The sequence below is a fragment of the Bacteroides sp. MSB163 genome (assembly GCF_036416795.1).
Taxonomy (GTDB): Bacteria; Bacteroidota; Bacteroidia; order Bacteroidales; family Bacteroidaceae; genus Bacteroides; species Bacteroides maternus.
Genome location: NZ_CP143867.1, coordinates 521,979 through 534,401, shown reverse-complemented (window position 1 = coordinate 534,401; position 12,423 = coordinate 521,979). Strand labels below are relative to the sequence as shown.

10 protein-coding genes are annotated in these 12,423 nt (G+C 46.3%); 9 read left to right on the top strand and 1 reads right to left on the bottom strand.

Annotation, left to right across the window (positions count from 1 at the left end):
* Positions 1-15 precede the first annotated feature (15 nt).
* From VYM24_RS01870 to VYM24_RS01860, 3 genes are read left to right on the top strand one after another with little or no spacing between them, the layout of a single operon-like run.
* Positions 16-1,401, top strand: a complete 1,386-nt coding sequence (locus VYM24_RS01870; protein ID WP_291552722.1) for an MFS transporter — start codon at positions 16-18, stop codon at positions 1,399-1,401.
* A 47-nt stretch (positions 1,402-1,448) separates the two neighbouring features.
* Positions 1,449-2,636, top strand: a complete 1,188-nt coding sequence (locus VYM24_RS01865; protein WP_291552719.1) for an AGE family epimerase/isomerase — start codon at positions 1,449-1,451, stop codon at positions 2,634-2,636.
* Positions 2,637-2,676: 40 nt separating this feature from the next.
* Entirely contained in the window at positions 2,677-3,468 is a 792-nt protein-coding gene (locus VYM24_RS01860; RefSeq protein ID WP_291552716.1) for an SGNH/GDSL hydrolase family protein, read from the top strand.
* 27 nt (positions 3,469-3,495) lie between these two features.
* On the opposite strand, the gene VYM24_RS01855 is transcribed toward VYM24_RS01860, so the two are convergent.
* Positions 3,496-4,833 (bottom strand): amino acid kinase family protein, encoded by a 1,338-nt coding sequence (locus VYM24_RS01855; protein WP_330941321.1) that lies wholly within the window; start codon positions 4,831-4,833, stop codon positions 3,496-3,498.
* A gap of 289 nt (positions 4,834-5,122) precedes the next feature.
* On the opposite strand from VYM24_RS01855, the gene VYM24_RS01850 reads away from it, so the two are divergent.
* The 6 genes from VYM24_RS01850 (at position 5,123) to VYM24_RS01825 (ending at position 12,255) form a co-directional block, all read left to right on the top strand.
* Positions 5,123-6,466 (top strand): sigma-54-dependent transcriptional regulator, encoded by a 1,344-nt coding sequence (locus VYM24_RS01850; RefSeq protein WP_299095017.1) that lies wholly within the window; start codon positions 5,123-5,125, stop codon positions 6,464-6,466.
* Between the two features lie 379 nt (positions 6,467-6,845).
* A complete protein-coding gene (locus tag VYM24_RS01845) occupies positions 6,846-6,926 on the top strand; it encodes a potassium-transporting ATPase subunit F (protein ID WP_081593070.1) in 81 nt (26 codons plus the stop codon).
* Positions 6,927-6,999: 73 nt separating this feature from the next.
* Positions 7,000-8,706: a potassium-transporting ATPase subunit KdpA gene (gene kdpA / locus VYM24_RS01840; protein WP_291552707.1), complete on the top strand. Its 1,707-nt coding sequence runs from the start codon at positions 7,000-7,002 to the stop codon at positions 8,704-8,706.
* Between the two features lie 30 nt (positions 8,707-8,736).
* Complete coding sequence (gene kdpB, locus VYM24_RS01835) at positions 8,737-10,785, top strand: potassium-transporting ATPase subunit KdpB (protein ID WP_330941320.1); 2,049 nt, start codon at positions 8,737-8,739, stop codon at positions 10,783-10,785.
* Positions 10,786-10,805: 20 nt separating this feature from the next.
* A complete protein-coding gene (locus VYM24_RS01830; protein WP_291552702.1) occupies positions 10,806-11,378 on the top strand; it encodes a K(+)-transporting ATPase subunit C in 573 nt (190 codons plus the stop codon).
* 127 nt (positions 11,379-11,505) lie between these two features.
* Positions 11,506-12,255 (top strand): hypothetical protein, encoded by a 750-nt coding sequence (locus VYM24_RS01825; RefSeq protein WP_291553894.1) that lies wholly within the window; start codon positions 11,506-11,508, stop codon positions 12,253-12,255.
* The last annotated feature ends 168 nt before the right edge of the window (positions 12,256-12,423 follow it).

Sequence of the window (12,423 nt, the reverse complement as noted above, 5' to 3'; positions counted from 1 at the left end):
CTTTAATTTAATAGTATGGCAACACTGAAAGAGAAAATTGGTTATGGCTTTGGTGATATGTCTTCCTCTATGTTCTGGAAGATATTCTCCTATTATCTGCCTATATTCTATTCTAATATATACGGTCTGAGTCTGGCGGATACGGGCGTCCTGTTGTTGGTAACGCGCATTTGGGATGCGGTGTCCGACCCGATGATGGGCATCATTGCCGACCGAACCCATACGCGATGGGGAAAATACCGTCCTTATCTGCTGTGGATTTCTCTTCCGTTTGCCGTCTGCGGTATATTGATGTTTACCACGCCCGACTTCGGGCCTACGGGGAAACTCATCTGGGCATACGTCACTTACATTCTGATGATGACGGTTTATACAGCTATCAATGTGCCATACGGGGCTATGCTGGGAGTGATGACGGATGACTCGGACACGAAGACGGTGTTCTCTTCCTACCGGATGTTCTTTGCATACGGTGGTAGTTTCATAGCCTTGTTTGCCTGGGAGCCGCTTTGCACGTGGTTCAGGGAGATGACCGGTTCGGTGACCGTCAGTTGGCAATATTCCATGATTGTGATTGCTGCGTTGTGCTTCGTCGTGTTCCTGCTATGTTTCAGCATGACGAGGGAGTACGTGAAGAGCGTATCTACGGTTTCTGTCGGTAAGGACTTCAAGTCGTTGCTTGCCAACGGGCCTTGGTGGTTGCTTATCGGAGCGGCATTGGGTTCCAACCTGTTCAATACGGTGCGTGGCGCTACGGCTGCTTATTTCTTCAAAGACTACATAGGCGACAGTATATTCCTGAGCCTGGGTGATTTCACAATCCTGTTTTATGCCGGACTGTTCCTGGGTGTGGGAGAGGTTTCCAATATGATAGGCGTGGTGCTGGCAGTTCCCCTTTCGCGCGGACTGGGCAAGAAATCCACCTATATCGCCACGATGGCGGCACTGGCGGTATTGAGCATTCTGTTCTTCTATCTGCCTTGCACACCGGCGGGCTTCTGGATGATGCTGATTATGCAAATCGTCATATCTATTTGTACGGGTATCGTTTCACCGTTGATATGGAGTATGTATGCCGACGTTTCGGACTATGCCGAACTGAAAGACGGGACGGCTTCGACCGGGCTTATATTCTCATCTTCGTCGATGGCGCAGAAGTTTGGCGGCGCTATGGGCGGGGCGGCTGTGATGTGGATATTGGCATCTTTCGGTTATAATACGGCTGAGGGTGCCGTGCAAACGGAGGAGGCGCTGACCGGTCTGAACCTGCTTATGAGCTGGATACCGGCTGCCGTGGCAGTGCTGGCTATGGTGGTCGTGTACTTCTATCCGTTGACGAAGAAGCGCGTGGAGGAGATTAACGAGAAGCTGAAACCCATACGGGCGAAGGGTATGTCTTGACTTTCATTTCCCAAATGGGTTCAAAATATAAACTAATACGATTTTTTATGGACGTCAAGAATATGCGAAAAGAGATGGAAGAAGAGTTGACAGCCAACATTCTTCCCTTCTGGATGAACCGGATGACGGATGAAGCGAACGGTGGTTTCTATGGCCGCATCACGGGAACCGGAATCCTGATGCCGGAAACAGAAAAGGGTGCTGTATTGAATGCCCGTATTCTCTGGACTTTCTCGGCAGCCTACCGTTTGCTGAAGAAGGAAGAATACTTGTCTGCGGCAACGCGTGCCAAACGCTATGTGATAGATCATTTCTATGACCGCGAGTTCGGCGGCGTCTACTGGTCGCTTGATTACGAAGGCCGCCCGTTAGATACGAAGAAACAAATCTATGCCATAGGCTTTGCCATCTACGGGCTGAGCGAATATCATCGTGCCACGGGTGATGCTGAGGCTTTGGAATATGCCGTCCGCCTGTTCGAGGATATCGAAAAGCATAGCTTCGACCCTGTGAAGAATGGCTATTGTGAGGCTCTTACCCGCCAGTGGGGAGAGATTGCCGATATGCGTCTTAGCGATAAAGACGAGAACGAACGTAAGACCATGAACACCCATTTGCATATCCTGGAGCCTTATACCAATCTGTACCGTGTATGGAAGGACGATCGCCTCAAGAAGCAACTCCGCAATCTGATAGAACTATTCACGGACCGGATTCTTGATCCTGAGACTGGACATCTGGAATTGTTCTTCGATGATAATTGGCGGAGTAAGTATCGCATTGTTTCTTACGGACATGATATAGAAGCTTCCTGGCTGATACATGAAGCCGCTTTGATACTGGATGATAAGACTTTACTGGAAAAGGTAGAACCTTTGGTTGAGTTTATTGCCGCTGCCGCTGATGAAGGACTGACGTCTGACGGTGCCATGATTTATGAGACTTTCCTGGATAGACAGAAAACCGATACCGACCGCCATTGGTGGGTACAGGCAGAGAATGTGGTGGGACATGTTAACCTTTACCAACATTTTGAAGATGAAGTGGCGTTGCGGAAAGCATTCCGTTGCTGGGATTTCATCAAGAAGCATCTGGTAGATTACCGGAATGGCGAGTGGCATTGGAGTGTGCGTGCCGACGGCACGGTGAATACTGAGGATGACAAGGCCGGATTTTGGAAATGCCCGTATCATAACGGACGTATGTGCATGGAGATAATGGAACGTTTTTCATAAGTGGTTTAGAGGTTATTTCATAAGTATTTTAGAAGTTAGAATGGGAAGATTGATTGGATTTTGTGTTGTGTTGTGGATAGGGATTGCTTTACAGGCGCAGTCCCTTTATCCTGATTTCAGTAAGATGAATTTCGGTTGTGATGGGAACAGCATCACGGCGGGTAAACAATGGTCGAAGACGGTGGCCGATCTACTTGGATTTGCCACCCATCATAATGTAGCGGTAGGTTCTGCAACCTGGGCCTGTCATCCCGATACACAGGATTATGGAAGTGCAGGTTTTGCCGGAATATCCAATGGCTGGCAGCCTACTGAAGATAAGCGTGAATTACAAATGCGCCACAACAATGTCTCTAAAGTCCATGTCCAGAAGTTCATAGCCGAGGTAGAGAGCGGGCAATATCCGGCTCCCGATGTCTTTGTCTTCTCTATGGGGACAAATGACAAGAACCTTGGCTCTGCCGAGGAAGCTCTGAAAGGTAAGACTCTTGCGGAAGTGGACGTTACCACTATGGCGGGTGGTGCCCGCTGGGCTATACAGACCATTCTGGAACATTATCCCAAATGTCGTGTTTATGTTTGTACTCCTATTCAAACCGGTGATGTAACCCGCAATGAACGTAACCTAGAGAAGATTGCCATTCTGCGTGACATCTGCCGTGCTCTCTCCGTACAACTGATAGATTGCTACTCCAATAGTGGTATAACCGAGAAATTCGAACAACCTTCGGGCAGGGGACGCTATCTGCGCGATGGCTTACATCCCGATAAAAAAGGGCAGGAGTTGATGGGGCGCTATATTGCGAAAGAAATACGGAATAATTTCTTTTAGGCGCGGATTACGCGCCTAAAAGCTTCCTCAGGACGCTTTCTTAAACCATTCCTTCTTCAGTAACTTCTCATTTAGTAGTCGGAGTACTTCTGCCTTATCCGTTCCTCTGACCACCATAGATACGTCATTTTCATCACTTCCATAGGAAATCATCCGTAGAGGAATATCTTTCAACGCATTGATGATTTGTGCTTCAGTTGCTATATTTGACGACTTCAGGTTGCCCACGACGGAGACGATACTCATCCGGTCTTCCACCCATATCCGGGCGTATTTGTTCAGTTCGCGCAGGATAGAAGGCAGATGCTCTTTATTATCCGTTGCTACGGATAGATTATCATTGGATGAAGTTAGCAGACAAGGCATAGTCTTATATTTTGCAAAAACATCGAATATCTTGCTGATAAACATATAAGGTCGCAATGTATTGTTCGATTCAAATCGGATATAAACAATGGAGTCTTTTGCGGCAACTGCCTTTATTGTCTTGTCATTTTGGAAGTTGCCGGATATATAGGTTCCTTCAGCCAATGGTTTCATTGGATTGAGCAGGTGGATAGGCACATTCCCTTTCCATGCGACGGCTAGACAAAGAGGATTGAGTATCTGTGGATTGAAGTAAATGAGCCTTTCTGCCTCACTGAAACTCAGGTGTTTGACCGTATCGGCATCGCGGATCACCACAGTGTCATTGTTGAGGATAGGAATATCCGTCCATATCAGTATCTCTTCCGCATGCAGGGCACTTCCGATGAGGGCGGCGGTGTAATCGCTGCCACCAGGTTTCAGGTAATCTGTTTCACCGAAGGCGTTCTTGCAGATACTTCCCTGTGTTAGGAACAAACGTGTGTCCGGATATAATTTGCAGGTTTCTTCCAGCTTTCGGGCGATATATTCATCATCCGGTTCTGCATTCATGCCCGTGCGCAAGAAATCGAAAGCACAGATGACGCTGTTTTTTATTCCCAGTTCCTGGAGATAATATCCCATCAAGGTGGATGTCAATAACTCGCCTTGTGCCAAGATCTCTTTCTCATCGGCGGAGCAGAATGGTCCTAAAGTGTATTTCCAAATAGCTTGAAAGCAATCCAATATTTCCCGTATGGCTTTGTGCTTCAGGACGTCGTCCGAAAGTAACTCGTTGACGAAATCGATGAACTGGAATTCCAGTTTGGTTATTTTGTCGTGTGCTTCTTCGGTATTGCGGCTGAAGAAGCAGGCGGCTATTTCATCTAAATGCTTCGTTACATCTCCAGCTGCAGACAATACGACAATCTTCTTTTCCTCGTTGCGAATTAGTTTTGCCACATGTTGCATCCCTTTTACGGATGCGGTGGAATTTCCATTGAATTTGTAAATCTTCATATCTATGTTTTTTTAATTGTTTATCGAAATCTATTTCGGACGATTGTTTCCATTCTTTCCATTTTAGTATGTTTTTCCAAAATGAAAGGGAAAAAAGTCCTGTCGTTTCCAGCTCTTTATGCACTCTATTCCTTTGTATTATTGGAACTAAGCTTATTTGTGCATTTTATAGCTTTCTGTTTCTATACTATAAAAGTTCAAAAGATGTGCCGTGGCATTTCAGGAAAAACTTTATATTTGCACACCCTGTTTTTTTATCATTATCAGTTTAATACTTATCCGAAGAGATATGAGTAAGATTTTAATTGTTGACGACGAGGTACAAATCCGTACTCTGTTGGCACGTATGATAGAGTTAGAAGGATATGAAGTATGTCAGGCTGGTGATTGCAGGACTGCCTTGCGGCAGTTGGAACTCCAGAGTCCCGATGTGGCTTTGTGTGACGTATTCCTGCCTGATGGGAATGGGGTGGATCTGGTTTTATCCATTAAAAAAGTTGCACCTAATGTGGAGGTTATTCTACTGACGGCCCATGGCAATATTCCCGATGGGGTGCAGGCCATCAAGAACGGTGCTTTCGACTATATCACCAAAGGAGATGACAACAACAAGATTATTCCCCTTATCAGCCGTGCGGTAGAGAAGGCTGGGATGAATGTCCGCTTGGAGAAGTTGGAGAAGAAGGTAGGACAAACGTATTCTTTTGAATCTATTCTGGGAGAATCCAAGTCTCTGAAAGAAGCCGTCCTGCTGGCACAAAAGGTAGCGGTAACTGATGTACCTGTGTTATTGACCGGAGAAACGGGAACCGGCAAGGAAGTGTTTGCGCAAGCCATCCATTACAGTAGTAAGCGTGTCCGACAGAATTTTGTTGCGGTGAACTGTTCATCGTTCAGCAAAGAGTTGTTGGAGAGTGAGATGTTCGGGCATAAGGCGGGTTCATTTACCGGGGCATTGAAGGATAAGAAAGGACTGTTTGAAGAGGCGAATAACGGAACCATCTTTCTGGATGAAATCGGTGAGATGGCTTTTGAGTTGCAAGCTAAGTTGCTGCGTATTCTTGAAACAGGAGAATATATTAAGATAGGAGATACGAAGCCGACACGCGTCAATGTGCGTATCATTGCAGCGACCAATCGTAATTTGCCGGAAGAGATAGCCAAGGGGCGTTTCCGTGAAGATTTGTTCTACCGTCTCAGTGTCTTTCAGGTGCATTTGCCTCCGTTGCGTGAGCGTGCCGGAGATATTCGTTTGTTGGCAAAAGCTTTTATAAAGAACTTCTCGGCACAATTGTCCCGTTCGATAAATGAGATTACTCCTGAGTTTCTTACTACGCTGGAGTTGCAACCTTGGAAAGGAAATATCCGTGAACTTCGTAATGTGATTGAACGCAGCATTATTGTCTGTGAGGGAGAGCGGCTGGACATAACAGATCTTCCGCTTGATATTCAGAATGCCCATTATGAACAGTCGGATGAAGAGACACCCGGCAGTTTTGAACTTTCGGCAATGGAAAGACGGCATATCGCCCGTGTGTTGGAGTACACAAAGGGAAACAAGACGGAAGCAGCGCGGTTACTGAAAATCGGATTGACGACACTGTACAGGAAGATTGAGGAGTATAAGATTTGAGTTGTATTTTTAATTTTCCTTTTATATGTATCTGTATTCTATCTGAGTTGTGTTTTGGATAGAGTGCAGGGAAAAAATTATCTTGCCCTATTTTGATAAGCACCCTTTCAAAATGAAAGGGTGCTTCTGCTTTATACTTTTCTGTTTATATCTCTCAGAGTATTGAATATTAGCTTTTTATGACTGTTGTTGCACGTTTGGCACACAATTGGCATACACAGACACAACGAAATAATAGTATCAATTTAAAAAAAAAAAGTAAAAGACATGGGTATAACGATTTCATTTATTTTCTGCCTGTTGAGTGGGTTACTCGCTTTCTGGCTATTCTGGAAATGCGTGGATTGGTTTGAAAAGATTTAAGAAGGAGAGAAAGATTATGTACACAGCATTATTTGTATTAGGCATTGCGGTTTTCGGGTACTTGATGTATGTACTTGTGAAGCCGGAGAAGTTTTAAATGTAGGAGTTAAAGAATAACAGGAGTAAGTAAGACGATAACTTCTTTAGCTCCCTTAAAGCAATTAAAGAAAATGAATACAGAAATTTTAGGTGTAGCCCTGCAAATAGTCCTATTGGTAGTACTGTCTTACCCGTTGGGACGATATATTGCAAAGGTCTATAAAGGAGAAAAGACATGGTCGGACTTCATGAAGCCGATTGAGAGACTTATTTTTAAAGTGTGTGGCATCAACCCTACCGAGGAGATGAACTGGAAACAGTTTCTGAAAGCGCTTCTGATATTAAATGCTTTTTGGTTTGTGTGGGGCATGGTGCTGCTGGTTACTCAACACTGGTTGCCTCTGAATCCCGACGGTAACGGGCCGCAGACACCGGATCAGGCATTCAACACCTGCATCAGCTTCATGGTGAACTGTAACTTGCAGCACTATTCCGGCGAGAGCGGGCTGACTTACTTCACGCAGTTGTTTGTCATCATGCTCTTCCAGTTTATTACGGCTGCAACGGGTATGGCGGCTATGGCAGGTATCATGAAGTCTATTTCCGTGAAGACAACGAAGACAATAGGTAACTTCTGGAACTTCCTTGTATTGAGTAGTACACGTATTTTGTTGCCGCTTTCGCTGATTGTGGGTTTCATCCTTATTATAGAAGGCACCCCGATGGGCTTTGACGGCAAAATGGAGGTGACCACGCTCGAAGGACAGGAACAACTGGTATCGCAGGGGCCTGCGGCTGCCATCGTGCCCATCAAACAACTGGGTACCAATGGCGGCGGTTATTTCGGTGTGAACTCTTCGCATCCGTTGGAGAATCCTACGTATCTGACGAATATGGTGGAATGTTGGTCTATCCTTATCATCCCGATGGCAATGGTTTTCGCACTCGGCTTCTATTCCAACCGTAAGAAACTGGCTTATAGTATATTCGGCGTAATGCTCTTTGCCTATCTGGCGGGTGTCGGCATCAATGTCTATCAGGAGATGAACGGTAATCCGCGTATTGACGAACTGGATATTGCGCAGGATGGCGGAGCGATGGAAGGAAAGGAGGTGAGGCTTGGTGCTGCTGCAACAGCCTTGTGGAGTATTACGACCACCGTCACTTCCAATGGCTCGGTGAATGGTATGCACGACTCTACGATGCCGCTCAGCGGACTGATGGAGATGCTGAATATGCAGATTAATACTTGGTTCGGTGGTGTCGGGGTAGGTTGGATGAACTACTATACGTTCATAGTCATAGCTGTGTTTATCAGCGGATTGATGGTAGGGCGTACACCGGAATTCCTCGGAAAGAAAGTGGAGGCACGGGAAATGAAGATTGCTACGATTGTGGCGCTGTTGCATCCGTTTGTGATTTTGGTAGGTACGGCATTGTCCAGTTACCTGTTTGCCCATCATCCCGACTTTGTAGCGAGTGAGGGCGGATGGTTGAATAATCCGGGCTTCCACGGGCTGAGCGAGCAATTATATGAGTTTACTTCGTGTGCAGCTAATAACGGTTCCGGCTTCGAGGGACTGGGTGATAATACTTACTTCTGGAACTACTCATGTGGTTGGGTATTGATTCTGAGTCGTTTTATCCCGATTGTGGGGCAGGTTGCCATTGCCGGTTTGCTGGCTCAGAAGAAGTTTATCCCTGAGAGTGCCGGTACATTGAAGACAGATACACTGACGTTTGGTGTGATGACGTTCGCAGTTATTTTCATCGTGGCTGCACTGTCATTCTTCCCGGTACATGCGTTGAGTACAATTGCTGAACATTTTAGTTTGTAATTCATAATTAGTAATTAGTAATTTCATAAAATGAAAGATAAGAAATCAGCTTCTTTGTTTCAAAAGGAGCAAGTAATGGAGAGCCTGAAGCAATCATTCGTGAAGCTGAATCCGCGAATGATGATAAAGAATCCGATTATGTTTACGGTGGAGATTGTGACACTGGTCATGCTGGTGGTCTGCATCCTCTCCCTGATAACTCCGGAGTACGGAACATTCGGATATAACTTCCTGGTATTTGTCATCCTGTTCGTCACCCTGTTGTTTGCCAATTTTGCCGAGGCTATTGCCGAAGCACGTGGCAAGGCACAGGCGGACAGCTTGCGTAAGACGCGTGAAGAAACTCCCGCTAAAATGTTGATTGATGGTAAAGTGCGCACTATCAGCAGTTCACGTCTGAAGAAAGGAGATTACTTTATTTGTGAAGCCGGAGATACCATCCCGGCTGACGGTGAGATTGTGGAAGGCTTGGCATCCATTGATGAAAGTGCCATCACAGGTGAGTCCGCCCCGGTGATCCGCGAAGCAGGTGGTGATAAAAGCTCCGTAACAGGTGGTACGAAGGTATTGTCTGATAAAATTAAGGTACTGGTAACCCAGCAACCGGGCGAGAGCTTCCTTGACAAGATGATTGCGCTGGTAGAAGGCGCTACCCGGCAGAAGACACCGAATGAGATTGCGCTGACCATCCTTCTGGCAGGTTTCACATTGGTATTCGTGATTGTCTGCGTGACATTGATCCCATTTGCGGACTATACAAATGTGGATCATCCGGGAACGTATATTTCTATTGCTGCCATCCTCTCTCTGTTTGTCTGCCTGATACCGACTACTATCGGAGGTTTACTTTCCGCTATCGGTATTGCAGGTATGGACCGTGCGCTTCGTGCCAATGTAATCACCAAGTCAGGTAAAGCCGTGGAAACGGCTGGTGATATTGATACCCTGCTGCTGGATAAGACGGGTACCATCACTATCGGCAATCGTAAGGCAACGAAATTCCATGTTGCCCCGGGTGTGGATGAATATGATTTTATTGAGGCCTGCCTGTTGTCTTCCCTTTCTGATGAGACACCGGAAGGTAAGTCCATCATCGAACTGGGACGTGAAACAGGGCGTCGTATGCGCGATCTGGATACCGCCGGAGCCCGTATGATTAAGTTTACTGCCGAAACTAAATGTTCCGGTGTGGATTTGCAGGAAGGTACTCAGATTCGTAAAGGTGCTTTCGATGCTATCCGTAAGATTGTGGAGAGTGCCGGTAATCATTTCCCGAAGGAAGTGGAAGATACAATTGCTGCAATCTCAAGTAATGGCGGTACTCCACTGGTGGTGTGTGTCGACCGGAAGGTGGCCGGCGTTATTGAGTTGCAGGATATCATCAAGCCGGGCATTCAGGAACGTTTCGAGCGATTGCGCAAGATGGGTGTGAAGACAGTAATGGTGACCGGTGATAATCCGCTGACAGCTAAGTATATTGCCGAAAAAGCCGGTGTGGATGACTTCATTGCCGAGGCTAAACCCGAAGATAAGATGGAGTACATCAAGAAAGAACAACAGTCCGGTAAGCTGGTGGCCATGATGGGTGACGGTACGAACGATGCTCCGGCGCTGGCACAGGCAAACGTGGGTGTTGCCATGAACAGCGGTACGCAGGCAGCCAAGGAAGCCGGTAATATGGTGGACCTGGATAACGACCCGACCAAGCTGATTGAAATTGTAGAGATTGGTAAACAACTGTTGATGACGCGCGGTACGCTGACCACCTTCTCAATTGCAAATGATGTGGCTAAATACTTTGCCATTATTCCGGCTCTGTTTATGGTTGCCATACCGCAGTTGGCTCCATTGAATATCATGGGGCTGCATAGTCCGGAGTCGGCTATCCTTTCGGCTATCATCTTCAACGCCATCATCATTCCTATCCTGATTCCGTTGGCACTGCGTGGTGTACAATATAAACCGATTGGTGCCAGTGCATTGCTCCGTCGCAACCTGCTCATATATGGTTTGGGTGGTGTCATTGCTCCGTTCGTCGGTATTAAGTTGATAGATATGATTGTCAGTTTGTTTTTCTAAGTAATTAAAAAAAGAAGAAAATGAAAACTTTATTCAAATCCCTCAAAATAACACTTGCATTTTGCATATTCTTTTCCTTGTTCTACATCCTCATCCTGTGGATATTCGCCCAGGTGGCAGGACCTAACAAGGGTAATGCGGAGGTTGCCGTATTGGACGGCAAGGTAGTGGGGGCTGCCAATGTAGGCCAGATGTTTACTAAGGATATCTACTTTTGGGGACGTCCTTCCAATGCCGGAGACGGCTACGATGCTTCCAGTTCTTCCGGTAGCAACAAGGGACCCACAAACGAAGAATATCTGGCGGAGGTAGAAGCTCGTATCGATACATTCCTGCTTCATCATCCCTATTTGCAACGCAAGGATGTCCCTGCCGAAATGGTGACAGCCAGCGGTTCCGGTCTCGACCCGGATATTACCCCCGCCAGCGCTTACGTGCAGGTGAAACGTGTGGCACAGGCACGCGGCATGGATGAGGCTCAGGTGAGAAGTATTGTGGACAAGACGATACAAAAGCCTTTTCTCGACCTTTTCGGTACGGAAAGAGTAAATGTGTTGAAATTAAATATCGCGCTTGAAGAAGCGGGAAAATGAGTGATTAGAACATAACTTTAGGTTGGTAGAGGAGAGGTGGGCAGGCTCCGTTCATATTTTGCCATGGTGATGTCTGAAAACAGGGTGGATGGAGACGCGCCTCTCTTTTTTTTAAATTAAAAGAATTATGAAATTAAGAGGAAAAAAGATTTTTGCAACAGTGGCTGTTGCAGCCGCAAGTATTTTTTGGATAACAAGTACAAAAGCACAGGAATTTACAGTGCAAGGTGATTTGGTAAGCTCATACATTTGGCGTGGAGTCTATCAGACAGGTGCGAGTTTCCAGCCCACACTGGGTTTCGGTATCGGAGACTTCTCTCTGACCGCATGGGGTTCTACAGACTTCGACGGCAATAAATCTACCGAAGGTCTGGCCAGCAAGGAAATAGACCTGACGGCAGCTTATACCTTCGGTGAATCGGGACTCACGCTGTCTGTGGCAAGTCTTTGGTGGGCAGGACAGGGTGCAGGTAAGTACTTCAACTTCGAGAGCCATAAAACTGCCCATTATTTTGAAGGCGGACTGGCCTATGCCTTGCCTTGTGAGAGACTGCCCTTGTCCATAGCCTGGTACACCATGTTTGCCGGTGCCGACAAGAACGCTGAGGGAGGGCAGAACTATTCATCTTATGTTGAGCTGAACTGTCCGTTCAGTGTGAAATCGGTGGATTTGAACGCAACGCTGGGATTTGTGCCCTATGAAACATATACCGTAGGGTATGGTAATTCCGGTTTTGCAGTTACCAACGTGGCTCTGAAGGCTACTACCGCCATTAAGATAACGGATTCATTCTCATTGCCTATATTTGCACAGGCTATCTGGAATCCTTGTCTGGAAGATACCCATTTGGTCTTTGGTATAACCTTAAGGCCTTAATGTGAATAACAGAGGCATGTTGTCCCTATGGCTTAGTCTATCATCAATACTATTGATAGTATCCATCATCCGCATTGATGGTAGTCATCATCCGTATTGATGATAGTTATCATCCGTATTGATGATACGTGTCATCCGTATTGATAGTATGCCGATCTACTTACTAAT